The organism is Amycolatopsis sp. MEPSY49, assembly GCF_051337345.1.
Classification (GTDB): domain Bacteria; phylum Actinomycetota; class Actinomycetes; order Mycobacteriales; family Pseudonocardiaceae; genus Amycolatopsis.
The window spans coordinates 675,633-690,583 of sequence record NZ_JBDLYJ010000002.1; the positions used below are offsets into that span (position 1 = coordinate 675,633).

The 14,951-nt window shown below is 72.0% G+C and carries 16 protein-coding genes; 4 read left to right on the forward strand and 12 right to left on the reverse strand.

Translation table 11 applies throughout. The features are described 5' to 3' along the window. Window positions 1–15 precede the first annotated feature (15 nt). The 3 genes from ABFJ78_RS12210 to ABFJ78_RS12220 all read right to left on the reverse strand — a co-directional run bounded on the left by ABFJ78_RS12210 (window position 16) and on the right by ABFJ78_RS12220 (window position 3,354). Window positions 16–1,824 (reverse strand): glycosyl transferase, encoded by a 1,809-nt coding sequence (locus ABFJ78_RS12210; protein ID WP_436386039.1) that lies wholly within the window; start codon window positions 1,822–1,824, stop codon window positions 16–18. A gap of 95 nt (window positions 1,825–1,919) precedes the next feature. Beyond that, complete coding sequence (locus tag ABFJ78_RS12215; RefSeq protein ID WP_436386040.1) at window positions 1,920–2,705, reverse strand: IclR family transcriptional regulator; 786 nt, start codon at window positions 2,703–2,705, stop codon at window positions 1,920–1,922. A gap of 58 nt (window positions 2,706–2,763) precedes the next feature. After that, window positions 2,764–3,354: a TetR/AcrR family transcriptional regulator gene (locus ABFJ78_RS12220; protein WP_436386042.1), complete on the reverse strand. Its 591-nt coding sequence runs from the start codon at window positions 3,352–3,354 to the stop codon at window positions 2,764–2,766. A gap of 119 nt (window positions 3,355–3,473) precedes the next feature. Here ABFJ78_RS12220 and ABFJ78_RS12225 point away from each other — a divergent pair, with 119 nt between their 5' ends. From ABFJ78_RS12225 to ABFJ78_RS12240, 4 genes are all read left to right on the forward strand, one after another. Further along, window positions 3,474–4,436, forward strand: a complete 963-nt coding sequence (locus ABFJ78_RS12225) for an oxygenase MpaB family protein (protein WP_436386044.1) — start codon at window positions 3,474–3,476, stop codon at window positions 4,434–4,436. A 9-nt stretch (window positions 4,437–4,445) separates the two neighbouring features. Next, the gene (locus ABFJ78_RS12230) at window positions 4,446–5,471 is read left to right on the forward strand and encodes an LLM class F420-dependent oxidoreductase (RefSeq protein ID WP_436386045.1); all 1,026 of its coding nucleotides are present in this window, start codon (window positions 4,446–4,448) and stop codon (window positions 5,469–5,471) included. Window positions 5,472–5,592: 121 nt separating this feature from the next. Further along, on the forward strand, window positions 5,593–6,906 hold the full coding sequence (locus tag ABFJ78_RS12235) for an MFS transporter (RefSeq protein ID WP_436386046.1): 1,314 nt from the start codon (window positions 5,593–5,595) through the stop codon (window positions 6,904–6,906). Further along, window positions 6,893–8,308, forward strand: coding sequence for a pyridoxal phosphate-dependent decarboxylase family protein (locus ABFJ78_RS12240; protein WP_436386047.1), 1,416 nt, complete (start codon window positions 6,893–6,895; stop codon window positions 8,306–8,308). The genes ABFJ78_RS12235 and ABFJ78_RS12240 overlap by 14 nt, the downstream gene beginning before the upstream one ends. A gap of 1 nt (window position 8,309) precedes the next feature. On the opposite strand, the gene ABFJ78_RS12245 is transcribed toward ABFJ78_RS12240, so the two are convergent. Genes ABFJ78_RS12245 through mrf form a run of 9 tightly spaced genes read right to left on the reverse strand, consistent with a single transcriptional unit; the run spans window position 8,310 to window position 14,897 of the window. Then, the gene (locus ABFJ78_RS12245) at window positions 8,310–8,582 is read right to left on the reverse strand and encodes a DUF6295 family protein (RefSeq protein ID WP_086675395.1); all 273 of its coding nucleotides are present in this window, start codon (window positions 8,580–8,582) and stop codon (window positions 8,310–8,312) included. Window positions 8,583–8,593: 11 nt separating this feature from the next. Then, window positions 8,594–9,334, reverse strand: coding sequence for a dienelactone hydrolase family protein (locus tag ABFJ78_RS12250; RefSeq protein WP_372665310.1), 741 nt, complete (start codon window positions 9,332–9,334; stop codon window positions 8,594–8,596). Beyond that, a complete protein-coding gene (locus tag ABFJ78_RS12255; RefSeq protein ID WP_436386049.1) occupies window positions 9,331–11,001 on the reverse strand; it encodes an MFS transporter in 1,671 nt (556 codons plus the stop codon). Before ABFJ78_RS12255 ends, ABFJ78_RS12250 begins: the two co-directional genes overlap by 4 nt. After that, window positions 10,998–11,432: a MarR family winged helix-turn-helix transcriptional regulator gene (locus ABFJ78_RS12260; protein WP_436386050.1), complete on the reverse strand. Its 435-nt coding sequence runs from the start codon at window positions 11,430–11,432 to the stop codon at window positions 10,998–11,000. The genes ABFJ78_RS12255 and ABFJ78_RS12260 overlap by 4 nt, the downstream gene beginning before the upstream one ends. Before the next feature lie 54 nt (window positions 11,433–11,486). Further along, complete coding sequence (locus tag ABFJ78_RS12265; protein WP_436386052.1) at window positions 11,487–12,179, reverse strand: hypothetical protein; 693 nt, start codon at window positions 12,177–12,179, stop codon at window positions 11,487–11,489. A gap of 21 nt (window positions 12,180–12,200) precedes the next feature. Continuing rightward, window positions 12,201–13,250 (reverse strand): GTP-binding protein, encoded by a 1,050-nt coding sequence (locus ABFJ78_RS12270; RefSeq protein ID WP_436386053.1) that lies wholly within the window; start codon window positions 13,248–13,250, stop codon window positions 12,201–12,203. Next, window positions 13,247–13,396, reverse strand: coding sequence for a 50S ribosomal protein L32 (gene rpmF, locus ABFJ78_RS12275; protein ID WP_125316285.1), 150 nt, complete (start codon window positions 13,394–13,396; stop codon window positions 13,247–13,249). The genes ABFJ78_RS12270 and rpmF overlap by 4 nt, the downstream gene beginning before the upstream one ends. Beyond that, the gene (locus ABFJ78_RS12280) at window positions 13,396–13,650 is read right to left on the reverse strand and encodes a type B 50S ribosomal protein L31 (protein ID WP_436386055.1); all 255 of its coding nucleotides are present in this window, start codon (window positions 13,648–13,650) and stop codon (window positions 13,396–13,398) included. The genes rpmF and ABFJ78_RS12280 overlap by 1 nt, the downstream gene beginning before the upstream one ends. Then, window positions 13,647–14,897 carry a ribosome hibernation factor-recruiting GTPase MRF gene (gene mrf / locus ABFJ78_RS12285; RefSeq protein WP_436386056.1) on the reverse strand — a complete coding sequence of 417 codons (1,251 nt, stop codon included), beginning with the start codon at window positions 14,895–14,897 and terminating at the stop codon, window positions 13,647–13,649. Before mrf ends, ABFJ78_RS12280 begins: the two co-directional genes overlap by 4 nt. Window positions 14,898–14,951 lie beyond the last annotated feature (54 nt).

Here is a 14,951-nt window from a genome sequence, read left to right on the forward strand (position 1 = left end):
GGCCTCTTTCGCCGGTCAGGGGGAGGAGAACGGGACGAGCAGTCCCGGGGGTGCGAACAGCGGGTAGGTGACGAGCACGCCGCCGCCGGTCCGGGCGACCGACGAGGGGCGGAACAGGTCGCGCTGGCCGGTGTAGAACGCGGCCGCGCCGTCTTCGCCACCGGTGAGCAGCACCCGGCGGCGGGGTTGCCCGGCGGGGTCTTCGCCGGGGACCTCGGGGAACGCCGCGACCCCGACCGGCTGCAGCGCCGCGAGCGCGGCGAGCGTCGCGATCAGCCGGGGGTCGACGTGGCCCGCGCGGAGCGGGCCGGCGGCGTCGGGGGTGAACGTGATCCGGGTCGACGCCTGCAGCGCCTCGCCCGCGTGGGCACGGGCCGACGCTTCCGACGGCGCGGCCGGGTCGGCGGGCGGCAGCCCGAGGCGCGAGACGGTGACGCGGTCGTCACCGGTACCGAAGACCGCGGTCGCGGCGGCGGTCTCGAACGCGGCGCCGATGTCCGGGTACCGGTGCCGGAGACCGGTTTCGTCGGCCGTGAAGACAGCCCACTCGGCGGGCGGGCACGTAACGGTGCACGCGGAGGACGCGACGAGCATGCCGGTCGGCCAGCCCGCCTTCGCCAGCTCGGCCCAGGCGGCGTCGCCGACCAGCACGCGGGCGCCGGAAGCATTGACCCGCAACCATTCCCGCGCCTCGGCGAGGGGTCCGTTCCGGTCGGCGGCGGGCGTCATGGCGGGGTAGCCGTACCCCCAGCCGACGGCGGTCGCCGCGACCAGCACGACCGCGGCGAGGGCGACGCCGGTTCCGCGCCTGGCTTCCCACCGGTGGGCCGGGAAGCGCTGCCGGGTCACGGCCTGGACGACTCCGGCGAGCAGCAGCGGCGTCACCGGCAGCAGCAGGGCGAGCACGGCGGTGTCCGGCACTCCGGGGACGAGCAGGGTGGCGACGAGCAGCAGCCCGGACACCGCGAACGGCCGCAGCGACGGCACGGCGAGGGCGGCCACCAGGGCGACGGTCGACAGCACCGCCCAGGACGGATCGAGCGCGACCCAGTCGGCGACCGAGGGATGGCCCGCGGCCGCGAGGTGCGGCCGCAGGATCCCCGACGCCGGACCGAACGCGATGCCGAGCCCGAGGTTGAGCAGCACCGCCACGAGCGCGGCCCGCACGGGCGCGCGCCGCACCAGCAGCCAGCCGGCCGCGGGCAGGAAGACCAGCGCCAACGGCGACGTAAGGACGGCCGCCAGCAGGCAGAGCGCGGCCAGGACGTCGTGCCGGATCCGGGCGCCGGGCCGGGTGAGCAGCACCAGCGCGCCCAGCGCCCACGCCGCCGCCAGGTGTTCGACGACGACGAGCCGCTGCAGGCCGAGCGCCAGCGGGGACGCCGCGAGCAGCAGCACCGCGGCGGCCGCCGCCCACCGCGTCAGGCCGAGCCGCCGGGCCAGGACCCACAGCAGCAGGGCGCCGAGCACCGCGACGACGAGCATCGTTTCGCGGACCGCCGCGAGCGCCGTGGCGGAGCGCCCGAAGGCGTCGAGGAGCATCGTGTACGCCGAAAGCTGCCACCAGCCGAACGGGCTGACCCCGGCACCGCCCGCGTCGGTGAACGCCGTGAAGTGCCCGAGCGCGTAGGCGTGGGCGACGTTCGCGGCTTCGGCGGGCAACGCCGGCGCCGGCGCGGCGAGGTAGAGCACCCGCAGGCCGCCGGCCAGCGCCAGCAGCGCGAGCACGATGTCGAGCGACAGCAGCCGGTGTGCGGCCACCGGTTCGGAGAGCGTCGCGGGGGAGCGGCCGGGGACCGTCGTCCCGCGGCTGTGCTGGGCCATTGGACGGATCGTAGCCGCTCCCGATCACCCGTCCAGCTCGGGAGGGTCACGTCAGCCGGTCGGCCCAGTGACCGGAAAAGCGTTGTCCCGCAAGATTATTTCCGACTGTCCGGAGTGGATCCGGAGAGTGTCCGGGTCAACGCGAGCGCGACCGTCCGGACGGCGGGCGCGACCCGTTCGGTCCGCATCCGGTTGGCCCAGCCGGAAATCGAGACCGCGGCCACCGCGTCCCCGCGCGCGTCGAGCAGCGGGCTCGCCGCGCACACGACACCGACGCCGGATTCTTCGCGCTCCAACGCGATCCCGTCTTCGCGCACCCGCGTCAGCTGGCGGCGCAGCAACCCGGGCGCGGTGATCGTCTTCGGGCTCATCCTGGGCAATCCGGCGTCGATCACCTTCTCCACCACGGATTCCGGAGAAAACGCGAGGATCGCCTTCCCGACGCCGGTGGCGTGCGCGGGGAACCGGCCGCCGATGCGCGACGGCAGCGTCGGCGCGTCCGGGCCGCGCAGCACGTCGAGGTAGACGACTTCGGTGCCTTCGAGGATCGCGAGGTGGACGGTGTTGCGGGTCGCCTCGCGCAGGTCGGCGAGGTACGGCCGGGCCGCTTCGACCAGTCCGCGGCGGGGCGAGGCCAGTTGGCCGATTTCGAACAGCCGGAGCCCCAGCCGCACCGCACCCCCCTCGCGGGTGAGGAGGCCGGTGCCGGCGAGGTGACCCACCAATCGGTGCACGGTCGTCTTCGCCAGCCCGGTCCGGCGGGCCAGCTCGGAGACGCCGAGGGTGTCGTCACCCGGCCGGAAGGCTTCCAGCAGCGCGGCGAGCCGGGCCGCGACGAGACCGTCGCCGCTCGCGCCGTCGTTCCGCCCAGCGGTACGCATGGGTTGAGTGTGCCCGATCCGCCGCGCGACTGTCACGAGGTCGGCAAGGAGGTGGACGTCAGTGGTCGTCGGCGCCGAGCACGAGTTTCACGCAGTGGGCGACGAGCCGCTCCCGCGAGACCTTCAGCGAGCCGTCGAGGTAGGCGATGAAGACGTTGCTCAGCGCGCCCACCAGCCCGACGGCGACCATCCGGCGTTCGGTCTCGTCGCCGTGGGACAGCTGCTCGCCGACGAGCGCGGCGAACACCGGCAGCAGGTGCAGGCCCCGGCGGGTCAGCGCCGGGTCGGTCAGCGGCGCGAGCAGCAGGATCCGGCCCTTGCGGGGGTCGTCGACGATCAGCTCGACGAACGCGCGCACGGCGTGCTCGGCGCGCAGGACCGGGGTCGGCGCGTCCCGGACCGCGGCCACCAAGGCCTGCCGGGCCTGCTCGCCGACGTGCTCGTAGACGGCGGCGACCAGCTCTTCGCGGTCGCTGAAGCTCTCGTAGAAGTAGCGTTCGGTGAGCTTCGCGTGCCGGCACACCGCGCGCACGCTCGTCCCGGCCGAGCCCTCGGTGCCCAGCAGCTCCAGGCCCGCGGAGACGAGCTGCGCGCGCCGCTGCGCCTTCCGGTCGTCCAGGGTCGTGCCCGCCCACGTGCGGCCCGGCATGATCACTCCTCGGTTGACTACGCGTGTTGTCAGATCCTAGCCTGACAACAGCCGTAGTCAGTTGGACTCGACGAGGAGAGCCGCCGATGGATGCCTTGGAACGCTTTGAGGGGGCCCGGGTGGCGGAGCCCCCGGCCCGGGGCGGAGCCCCGGATGTCACAGCACCGCTGGGCCCGGACTCGCTGACGTGGAAGTACTTCGGTGACTGGCGCGGCCTGCTGATCGCCTTGTGGGCCGGCTCGATGCAGAACATGCACCCCGGCCTCGGTGCCGGCGTCGAGCAGCACTCGCGGTTCTTCGAGGAGCGCTGGCAGCGGCTCTTCCGCTCGCTCTACCCGATCGGCGGCGTCGTCTACGACGGTCCGCGCGCGCACGCGACCGCGTTGGCGGTCCGCGGCTACCACGACCGCATCAAGGGCGTCGACGCGCAAGGCCGGCGCTACCACGCCCTCGACCCCGACACCTACTACTGGGCGCACTCGACGTTCTTCGTCAGCACGATCCTCATCGCCGACCACTTCATGGGCGGCATCGGCGAGGCGGAGAAGCGGCGGCTGTTCGACGAGCACGTCACGTGGTGGCGGATGTACGGCATGACCATGCGGCCGGTGCCGGCGAGCTGGGAGGACTTCCAGCGCTACTGGAAGCACATGTGCGCCGAGGTCCTGGAGGACAACAAGGCCACCCGGGACGTCCTCGACCTGCGCGGGATCGCCAAGCCGCCGTTCCTGCCGTGGCTGCCCGACGTGCTCTGGCGGCCGGTCAGCGCGCTGGTCGCGAAGAACTTCCGCTGGCTGACCATCGGGCTCTACGACCGCGAGGTCCGCGACCTGCTCGGCTTCCGCTGGTCCGAACGCGACGCGCGCCGGCACCGCCGGGTCGGGAAGCTGATCAACGCCGTGTTCAAGCTCGTCCCGCACGACCGCCGCTACCACCCGCGGGCGCGCGCCGGCTGGCGCCGCGTGCGCGGCGAGGTGGCTCCGGACGCGCCCTTGGTCGAGACTCCACCCAGGAACCTGCCGCCGCTGTCCGAGCGGGGCAAGCCGGAGCACTACGCGCCGAACGTCCGTCGAAACACCTAGGAGGCATTCGTGAAGCTGGGATTCCACGTCGGGTACTGGGGCAGCGGTCCGACGCCGGGCGCGCTGGAAGCCGTGGTGAAGGCCGAGGAGCTCGGCTTCGACTCGGTGTGGACGGCGGAGGCGTACGGCTCGGACGCGTTCACGCCGCTGGCCTGGTACGGCGCGTCCACCAGCCGGATCCGGCTCGGCACGAACATCGTGCAGATGTCCGCGCGCACCCCGACCGCGACGGCGATGAGCGCGATGACGCTCGACCACCTCTCCGGCGGCCGGATGGTGCTCGGGCTGGGCGCGTCCGGCCCGCAGGTCGTCGAGGGCTGGTACGGGCAGCCGTACCCGAAGCCCTTGGCGCGGACGCGGGAGTACGTGGACATCGTCCGGCAGGTGATCGCCCGGGAAGCCCCGGTGACGCTGGACGGCCAGCACTTCCAGCTGCCGCTCAAGGGCGGTACGGGACTCGGGAAGGCGCTGAAGCCGACCGTGCACCCGCTGCGGAAGGAGATCCCGATCTACCTGGCCGCCGAGGGGCCGAAGAACGTCGCCCTCTCGGCCGAGATCGGCGACGGCTGGCTGCCGCTGTTCTTCTCCCCGAAGAGCAACGGCTTCTACAAGGCCGCGTTGGAGGAGGGGTTCGCCCGCGAGGGGGCCCGGCACACGCTGGAGACGTTCGAGGTGCCGTGCTCGATCCCGGTGATCGTGCACGACGACGTCGAGGAGGCGGCGAGCTGGATCAAGCCCTCACTCGCGCTGTACATCGGCGGCATGGGGGCGAAGAGCGTGAACTTCCACCACGACGTCTTCGCCCGCCTCGGCTACGAGGACGTCGCCGACAAGGTCCAGGAGCTGTACCTGGCCGGCCGCAAGGACGAGGCGACCGCCGCGATCCCGACGTCGCTGGTCGAGGACACCTCGCTGATCGGGCCGGCGGCGAAGATCCGCGACGAGCTGCAGGCGTGGGAGGAAACGGTGGTCACGCAGCTGCTCCTGCGCGGTGACGCGGCGACACTGGAGAAGATCGCCCGCGCGATCGGCTAGCGCGGGCCCCTGTCGTGGCCTTGGTCACGACGATGGCACGATTCCCCTCGATCCCTACCGGGTGCTCGCCGAGATCGAATACTCATGGCCTGCACCCGGTACGCCTGTTTCGAGGAGGACCATGGCGACGCTGTCCGGCCGGACGAGGTTCCGCTATTCGCTCGGCTCGTTCGTCACCGGGTCCTTCGGGACGGTGCCCGGCCTGGTCCTGGTCAAGTACCTCACCGACACCATGGCGGTGCCCGCCGGCTGGGCCGCCGCCATCGTGTTCGTGCCCAAGGCCTGGGACTTCTTCTTCAACCCGGTCGCCGGCCGGTTGTCCGACGCCGATCTGATCAAGACCGGCAGCCGGCGCCGCTTCCTGCTGATCGGCGGCGTCGGGGTCGCGATCCTGTTCGCGGCGATGTTCGCCCACCCCGGGCTCGGCGGGCCGCTGCCGGACGCGCTGTACGTGGCGGTCCTGTTCGCCGCCTGCGCCACGGCGTACGCGCTGTTCCAGGTGCCGTTCAACGCGCTGCCCGCCGAGCTGACCGAAGACGCGACCGAGCGCACGAAGCTCACCAGCGTCCGGATCGGCGTGCTGGCCGTGACGATCCTGATCTGCGGCGGTGGCGCCCCGGCGATCACCGCCGCGATCGAAGGCGTCGCCGGCTACCGGATCATGGCCGTGGTGATCGGGCTGATCGTGCTGGCCGCGACGCTGCTGGTGTACTTCGGGCTCAAGGACGCACCGGTCGGCTCCCTGCGGCCGAACACCGTGAGCCTCAAGGAGCTCGTCAGCACGCTGGCCGGCTGGCGGCCGTTCCGCTGGCTGCTCGGCACGTACTTCATCCAGGCACTGGGCATCGGCACGGTGCTCGCCGCGATCCCGTTCTTCGCCCAGCGCATCCTCGGCAGCGACAAGTACGGCACGATCCTGTTCGTCATCTTCGTCGGGCCGGCACTGGTCACCATGCCGCTGTGGCCGCGCCTGGGCGACCGCGTCGGCAAGCTGAACGGCTTCCGCCTGGCGACCGGGGCGTTCGCGATCGGGCTGCTGGGGCTGGTGTTCGCGCAGTCGATCCCGCTGGTCGTGTCGTTCGTCTTCGTGGCCCTGTGCGGCGTCGGGTACGCGGGGATTTCGGTGTTCCCGCTGGCCATCCTGCCGGACCTGATCACCGCCGAAGAGGAGCGCACCGGCGAGACCCGCGCCGGGATCGCGGCCGGTGTGTGGACGGCGGGGGAGACGCTCGGCCTGGCCTTCGGCGGCGGGCTGTGGGCGCTGATCCTCGCGTTCGGCGGGTACGTCTCCAGCACGGACGCGACGGCCTTCCAGCCGCACAGCGCGATCGTGGCGATCCTGATCGGGTCGTCGATCATCCCCGGCGTGCTCATCGCGCTGGCGCTGCCGCTGCTGCGGCGCAAGGTCCTGGAGCCGCGGCATGAGCCGGCCTGAGGACGTCCTCGCGGCGCTGCGAGAACTGCGCGCGGGTGACCTGCCGACGCACGGCGGCCGCACCCTGGCCTACGTCTACGACAGCGGGCTGTCCGAAGTGGACTCCCTCGGCGCGGCGGCGCACGCGCTGGCGTCGTCGGCCAACGGCCTCGATCCGACGGCGTTCCCGAGCCTGCTGCGCATGGAGAACGACCTTGTTTCGGCGGCGTCTTCTCTGCTCGGTGACGTTCCGGGTGTCGTCGGCTCGGTGACCTCCGGTGGAACGGAGTCCTGTCTGCTGGCGGTGCTCGCGGCCCGGGACGCGCGGCCTTCGGTGGAGTCGCCGTCGATCGTGCTGCCGACGACCGCGCACGCGGCGTTCCACAAGGCGGCGCACCTGTTCGGGCTGCGGCGGATCGACGTCCCGGTCGACCCGGTGACGTTCCGCGCCGACCCGGCGGCGATGGCGGCGGCGATCGACGACTCGACGGTGCTGGTGGTGGCGAGCGCGCCGTCGTACGCCCACGGTGTCCTCGACCCGATCGCGCCGATCGCGGCTGCGGCTTTCGACCGCGGCGTCCGGATGCACGTCGACGCGTGCATCGGCGGCTGGGTGCTGCCGTACTTCGCGCGCCTCGGCGCCGACGTGCCGCCGTTCGACTTCCGCGTCCCCGGCGTGACGAGCATTTCGGTGGACCTGCACAAGTACGCGTACTGTCCGAAAGGGACATCGGTGCTGCTGCACGCGTCGGCGGAGCTGCGGCGGTCGCACTACTTCGCGAGCGCGGCCTGGCCCGGCTACACGATGCTGAACACGACGATCCAGAGCACCCGCTCGGGCGGCCCCCTCGCGGCGGCGTGGGCGGTGGTGCGCCACCTCGGGCCCGAGGGCTACCTTTCGTTGGCGGCGTCCACACGGGAAGCGGTTTCCCGGATCCGGTCCGGCATCGCCGAGATCCACGGCCTGCGCGTGCTGGGCGACCCGGTGTCGACGCTGATCGCGTTCACCGGCGACGACGGCTTCGACCTGTTCACGGTGGCCGACGAGATGAAGGCCCGGGGCTGGTACGTCCAGCCGCAATTCGCCCACCTGTCGTCCCCGGTGAACCTGCACTTGACGGTGACGGCGGCGAACCACGGCAGCGAGAAGGAGTTCCTGACCGACCTCGCGGCTTCGGTGGACGCGGCCCGCGAGGCCGGCCCGGTGACGGTGGACCCGGCGGTGGCGGAGTTCGTCGCCGCGCTGGACCCGGCGACTTTGACGGCGGAGCAGTTCGCCGGCCTCCTCGCCGCCGCGGGTCTGGGCGGCGCTTCGGGACTGCCGGACCGGATGGCCCCGATCAACGCGCTCCTCGCAACGGCACCGGCGCCGTTGCGGGAGCGGCTGCTGCTGGAATTCCTGGGCGCGCTCTACACGCCCTGAATCACTGGTTCCGCGAAGCCAAGCCTTCGGGCGCCGACTTGACGGCCGCGTGGATCGCGTCCGCCAGGGCCAAGGCGTCCTCCTCCGTCAGTTCGAGCGCGACGCGGGCCGAAGCGCCCAAGCCGGGGTTGCGGAAGTCGATGTTCACCGTGTGCGCGTACGGCGCGTGGACCGGGTGGTCGACGTACACGGTCCCCTCGTTCAACCGGAACCAGCCGCGGGCGCCCTTGCCGCTGCCCTCGAGCTCGAACTTCTCCGTCAGGTAAGTGCACATGCGAGGTCCTCTCAGGCGGTCAGCGTGCGGGAGTAGAAGTCGAGGATGCGTTCCCAGCCGTCCTTCGCGGCTTCCGGCCGGTAGCTCGGGCGGTCGACCGCGAAGAACGCGTGACCCGCGTCCGCGTACGTGTGGAACTCGTGCTCCTTGCCCAGCTTCTCCAGCTCGGCCGCCAGCACGGCGACCTCGTCCGGGCTCGGGAACTGGTCGTCCGCGCCGAAGATGCCGAGCAGCGGGCACGACAGCTGCGGCGCCAAGCCCAGCAACGGCTTCATCTGCTTCATGGCCTCCGGCGGATCGTTCACGACGAAGGCGCCGTAGCAGTCGACCGCCGCGTCGAGGTCCAGGGAACACGCCGACAGGAACGCGTGCCGCCCGCCCGAGCAGTGCCCGATGACGCCGACGCGGCCGTTCGCGTTCTCCAGCGCGCGCAGGTAGTCCGCCGCGCCGGAGACGTCACCGACCAGGCGGTCGTCCGGGATGCCACCGGACGCGCGGACCGTCGCCGCCGCGTCGTCCGGGTCCGCGCCCGGCGCTTCGCGCGTGTACAGGTTCGGGCAGAGCGCGTTGTAGCCCTCGACGGCGAAGCGGCGGACCATCTCCTTCGTCGCCGCGTCGTAGCCGGGCATGTGGTGGATCACCACGACCCCGCCGCGCGGGGTGTCGTCGGTCGGTTTGGCCAGGTACGCCTCGAGCTCGTCCCCGCCGTGGCCGGTGATGGTGACGGTCCCGGCGACGATCTCGTCGGTCATCGGTTCTCCTTCGATCCCTCGGGGGTGTGGAAGTAACGCTTGCCGCGCGAGGCGGACGCCACCGCGGCGACGACGGCCATCACCGCGGCCGCGGTGAACACGACCACCAGGCCGTGGTGGAACGGGCCGGACACCAGCTGCGGGAAGAACTCCCCGCCGGTCAGGGCCGAGCGGTCGGCCGGGGCGAGCCCGGAAAGGACGTCCGGGCCGAGCAGGTGCCCGACCGGGTTGCTGCCCAGGAACGCCGCGAACAGCGTGCTGACGGGCGGCAGCTGCGCGACGCCGTCGGCGACCCCGGCCGGGACGCCGTGGGCCTGCAGCCCGCTGGTCAGTGTCTGGGGGAGCGACGAAGCCAGGCCGGCGATCATCAGCGAGAAGAACACGCCGATCGACAGCGACGTCCCGGAGTTCTGGAACGTCGCCCGCATGCCGGAGGCGACCCCGCGCTGCTCGGTCGGCACGCTGCTCATGATCGCCGACGTGTTCGGCGCGGAGAACATGCCCTGGCCGATCCCGCTGACGACGAGCAGCGCGGCGAACGCCGGGTAGGGGAAGTCCACCGGGAGGGCCAGCAGGCCGAGGAACGCCGCCGCGACCAGCAGCAGCCCGCCGGTGGAGAACAGCCGCGCCCCGAACCGGTCGGACAGGTAGCCCGACACCGGCCCGGCGATCAGGAAGCCCACGGTCAACGGCAGCAGGTAGATCCCCGCCCACAGCGGGGTGCGCTCGTAGTCGTAGCCGTGCAGGGGGAGCCAGATCCCCTGCAGCCAGATGATGAGCATGAACTGCATGCCACCACGAGCCACCGAAGTCAGCAACGCGGCGACGTTGCCGGCGGCGAACGCGCGGATCTTGAACAGCGAAAGCTGGAACATCGGCGCGGCGACCCGGGTCTCGATGACGCCGAACAGCAGGAGCAGCAGCACGCCGGCGCCGATCCCGCCGAGCACCCACGGGCTGCCCCAGCCGGTCGCGGCGCCGCCGTAGGGCTGGATGCCGTAGGTGATCGCGGCGAGCAGCAACGCGGTCCCGGCGGCGAAGGTGACGTTGCCGCCCCAGTCGACTTTCGCGCGCTTCGGCGTCCCGACCTCGCGGAGGCTGCGGATCGACCAGATCGTGCCGAGCAGCCCGAACGGGACGCTCACCCAGAACACCGCCCGCCAGTCGATCTCGGCGAGCAGCCCGCCGACGACCAGGCCGAGGAACTGCCCGGCCAGCGCGGTGATCTGGTTGACCCCCAGCGCCATCCCGCGCTGCTCGGCGGGGAAGGCGTCGGTGAGGATGGCGGCCGAGTTCGCCGTCAGCATCGACCCGCCGACGGCCTGCACGATCCGCCAGCCGATCAGCCACAGCGCGCCGCCGCCCGCGTGGAACGGGTCGAACGACAGCGCCACCGAGGCGGCGCTGAAGACGACGAACCCGAGGTTGTACATCTTGACCCGGCCGAACATGTCGCCGAGCCGCCCGAGCGTCACCACCAGCACGGCCTGCACCAGCAGGTACCCGAGGATCATCCAGAGCAGGTAGCCGATGTTGCCCGGGGCGAGGGGGTCGAGGCCGATGCCGCGGAAGATCGCCGGCAGCGAGATGATCACGATCGAGCCGTCGAGCGCGGACATCAGCACGCCGAGCGTGGTGTTCGACAGCGCGACCCACTTGTAGCTCACAGTTCGTCCGCCAGCCGTTCGATGAGCGGGATGGCCGCGATGAGCTCGCGCTGCTCGGCCGCGGTGAACTTCTCGGCCAGCGCGGTCGCCATCTTCTCGGTCGTACGGGAACGGCGGTCGGTGAGCAGCTTGACGCCGGTTTCGGTGACCGACATCAGCACCTTGCGGCCGTCGGAGTCGTCCTTGCGCCGCTCGACGAGCCCGCGCTCGACCAGCCCGGCCAGGGTCACGCCCATGGCCTGCGGCTTGACGCGTTCGAGATCGGCGAGGCAGCCCGGGGTGGCCGGGCCCTCCCGGTCGAGCCGGGAGAGCACCGACCGCTCGGGCAGCGTCAGCTCCCCGACGACGTACCCCTGCCGCAACCGTCGGATCACCCGGCCCAGCGCGACGCGCAGGTCCGCGCTCGCCTGGAGGAGGTCCTCGTCCGTCACGATCGTCAACCTAGACTGATAAACCTGGGTTGATCAACTCGGACGGACCGGCCGTTATCGGGTGTGCCGGGAGCTTTCGCCGGTCAACGGGATCACGACGGCGGCTTGGCTGCCGGAGGACTCGACGGCCAGGGTGAGCTCCCGGGCCTCGTCCGGTGGCCCGGGTTCGAACGTGAGCCGCTCCACGAGCAAGCCGTGTGAGCCGGACCCGCCTCGGCTGCCGCCGCGGTACTGGGTTCCGGCGTCGTCCCACCCGCGCCAGCGCGTACGCAGGGCCAGGTGCTCCCGTATCCGGCTCGGCTCGACGTCACCGTGCGCGAGGGTCAGGACGGCGAAGGCCGACCACACCTCCAGGCTCACCAGGTCCGCGGTCAGCTCGCCGACATCGAGGGTGCGGCCGGCCAGCGAAACCACTTGCCGCACCACCGGGGTGGGAGGCGCTTCGATCGCCTGGCGCCACTCGGGGCGTTCGGCGCCCACCGGCCTGGCCGTCGGCTCGAAGCGGGCCGATGTCGACGCTTCCCCGTGCACGACCTGAAGCCAGCCGGCCCGTCGCAGGGTCTCGTCCAGGTCGGCGAGGATCCGGTCGGCTTCCTCCTGCGGCAGCGTCCCAGCGGCCACCAGGCCGATCGCCACCCCGCGGATCATCCGGCGGTCGAGCGAATTTCGCCGGCCGCCGATCGGCTGCCCCCGGCCCGCGCCCAGACTGTCGGAAATCAGCTTCTCCAGATATCCCCGCCCGTCCATGCCGCCATTCTTCCGCCGCGGTCAATGAACGTGGATCGGCTCCCACTCGGGGAACGGGTCCGGCCCGGTCGTCTCCCCGAGGCAAGCGCGCAAGGCCGCGAGGAGTGCCTCGCCCGCCAGATCGACGCCGATGAACACCAGTTCCTGCCGCGGTTCCGCGGCCACCCCCTGCGGCTCGAACCTCGCGACCGAGCCCGCCTGCGACCACAGCCCGGTCACCCCGGGCCGGGACGCCAGCGCGAAGAACCCCTTGGACCGCAAGACAGTCCCGAACTCGCCCGAGTCCAGCCGTCGCGCGACGAAGTCCCACAGGGCCGCCGGGTCGAACGCCTGCCCGGCGCGGAAGACCACGCTCGAAATCCCGTACTCCTCGGTCTCCGGCACGTGGTCGCCGTTCAGCTCGGCCACCCAGCCCGGCGCCTCCTGCGCCCGCTCGGCGTCGTACCGGCCCGTCCCGAAGACCCGGTCGAGCGGCACCTTCCCGAAGCTGCCGGTGACGACGTCCGCGACGGGGTTGAGCCGCCGCAGCGTCGCCACCAGGCGCTCGGCGTCCGGGACGAGGTCCGTCTTGTTCAGCAGCAGGACGTCGGCGAACTCGACCTGGTCGATCAGCAGGTCGCTGACCGTCCGCTCGTCGCCGGCGTACTGGTCGAGCCGGCGCTCCACGAGGGAGTCGCCGGCCGCCAGCTCGCGGGCGAAGTTCGCCGCGTCCACCACCGTCACCATGGTGTCGAGGTGGGCGACGCCGTCCAGGAACGTGAACGTCGCCGCCACCGGCATCGGCTCGGAGATCCCGCTCGACTCGATCAGCACGTGGTCGAAGCGGTCCTCCGCGCAGAGCGCGGCCACTTCCTCGAAGAGGTCCTCCCGCAGGGTGCAGCAGATGCACCCGTTGGTCAGCTCGACGAGGCGCTCCCGCGAGCGCACGAGGCCGGCGTCGATGTTGACCTCGCTCATGTCGTTGACGATCACCGCGACCCGCAGGCCCGCCCGGTTGGCGAGGATGTGGTTGAGCAGCGTCGTCTTGCCCGCGCCGAGGAAGCCCGACAACACCGTGACCGGGACGCTCACGAGTGGAAGTGCCGCATCAGCCGCCGCGGAACCAGCCGAACCTCGCCGTCGACCTTGATCGGCACCAGGTCCGGCACCGCCGCCTTCCACTGAGACCGCCGGGAACGTGTGTTGCTGCGGGACTTCTTCCGCTTCGGGACGGCCATCAGCGCGTACCCCGCTTCCCGTAGCGGCGGTGGAACTTCTCGACCTGGCCGGCGCTGTCCATGATCCGCTGGGTGCCGGTCCAGAACGGGTGCGACCACGAGCTGATGTCGACCATGACCAGCGGGTAGGTGCGGCCGTCGGACCACTCGATCGTCTTGTCGGAGGTGATGGTGGAGCGGGTCAGGAACGCGTCGCCGGTGGACGAGTCCTTGAACACCACGGGGTGGTAGTCGGGGTGGATTCCGGTCTTCACTGGTCTTCCTTTCGGTTCGCCGCGGTCGCGTCGTGCCGCGCCGGGTCGGGTTCGGTGTCCTCGCACGGTTCTTCGTGCCAGTCGCCGAACGGGTCGGGGTAGCGCGCCCACGCCTCGGGTCCTGCCGCGAGTTCCTCTTCGGTCAGTAGAGCGCCGCGCAGGGCCGCGTCGATCTCGTCGGGCGTTGTCTGGTCCGTCACGACGACGAGCTCCTGCGCGCGGTCGCCGTGCACCGGGTGCCACCGCAGGGACGCGAGCGTCCGGCGCTCGGGGGAGACGTCCGTCCACTCCGGACCGTCCGGCGCGGCGAGCCACGGCCCGGCGTGGCCGATGCCGAGGCCGCCGCCGGCCGATTCGATCCAGAACGCGACATCGGGCTGGCTCGCCACCCAGGCGCGCCCCCGGGTCCGCACGACGCCGTCGAGCAGAACGTCCAGGGCGTCGTGCAGGCGCCCGGGGTGGAACGGCCGTTGCGCGGTGAAGGTGACCAGCCCGATGCCGCAGTCGACGTGCACCGGCGGCTGGCCGCGCAGCAGGGCGCCGTGCATGTCGGTGACCTCGCCGCGCCGGGCGTCCGCGGGAACGGCGTCGAGCACGCTGTGCCCGTCGATCCGGCTCAGCTCGACGCGGGGCACCGACGGCGCGACCCGGTCGAGGACCGCGGACGCCTTCGCGGCGGTCCACGCGTCGGTCGCGGCGCCGGCCAGCACGAGGACGTCGGCGAACTCGGCCTGCGACAGCGCGACCTGCGCGACCGTGCGCTCGTCCTCCGGGCTGGCCTGCAGGTTCCGTTCGGCCAGGACGTCGTCGCCGGTCGCGTCGGCGAGGAAGGTCGCGCAGTCCACGACGGTGAGCACCGCGCGCAGGTCGACGTCGTCGCTCACCGGGTGGTCGCCGACCAGGACGTTCCGGATCGCCCAGCTCACCGGTTCCGGCTCCATGGCTTCGTCGAGCCGCACGACGATCCGGCGGACCTGCGGCATCCGCGCCAGGTGCCGCAGCAGCGGGAGGAGGTCTTCGCGCAGCGTGCAGGACACGCAGCCGTGGGCCAGCTCGAGCACGGTCAGCTGGTCGCGCTGCTCGAGCCGGAGCCGGCGGCGGACGACGCCGGAGTGGATCTCGCGCAGGTCGTGGTGGACGACGGCGGTGCCGGGCCCGGCCACGCGCAGCAGTTCGGCGAGCGTGGCGTTCGGTCCCGGCGCGAGGCCGCTCACCAAGACGAGCGGGGTGCGGGAATCAGGGGTCACGAGGGCTCCAGGAATACGGGCGGGGTACGGTGCGTAGAGTAGATGAAAACGAAA

What these genes read in the sequence shown, in the direction of transcription:
- ABFJ78_RS12220 (WP_436386042.1), bottom strand. Translation starts at nt 3,354, where the DNA reads ATGCCGGGCCGCACGTGGGCGGGCACGACCCTGGACGACCGGAAGGCG.
- ABFJ78_RS12250 (WP_372665310.1), bottom strand. Translation starts at nt 9,334, where the DNA reads ATGACCGACGAGATCGTCGCCGGGACCGTCACCATCACCGGCCACGGC.
- ABFJ78_RS12265 (WP_436386052.1), bottom strand. Translation starts at nt 12,179, where the DNA reads ATGGACGGGCGGGGATATCTGGAGAAGCTGATTTCCGACAGTCTGGGC.
- ABFJ78_RS12240 (WP_436386047.1), top strand. Translation starts at nt 6,893, where the DNA reads ATGAGCCGGCCTGAGGACGTCCTCGCGGCGCTGCGAGAACTGCGCGCG.
- rpmF (WP_125316285.1), bottom strand. Translation starts at nt 13,396, where the DNA reads ATGGCCGTCCCGAAGCGGAAGAAGTCCCGCAGCAACACACGTTCCCGG.
- ABFJ78_RS12235 (WP_436386046.1), top strand. Translation starts at nt 5,593, where the DNA reads ATGGCGACGCTGTCCGGCCGGACGAGGTTCCGCTATTCGCTCGGCTCG.
- ABFJ78_RS12245 (WP_086675395.1), bottom strand. Translation starts at nt 8,582, where the DNA reads ATGTGCACTTACCTGACGGAGAAGTTCGAGCTCGAGGGCAGCGGCAAG.
- ABFJ78_RS12210 (WP_436386039.1), bottom strand. Translation starts at nt 1,824, where the DNA reads ATGGCCCAGCACAGCCGCGGGACGACGGTCCCCGGCCGCTCCCCCGCG.
- ABFJ78_RS12215 (WP_436386040.1), bottom strand. Translation starts at nt 2,705, where the DNA reads ATGCGTACCGCTGGGCGGAACGACGGCGCGAGCGGCGACGGTCTCGTC.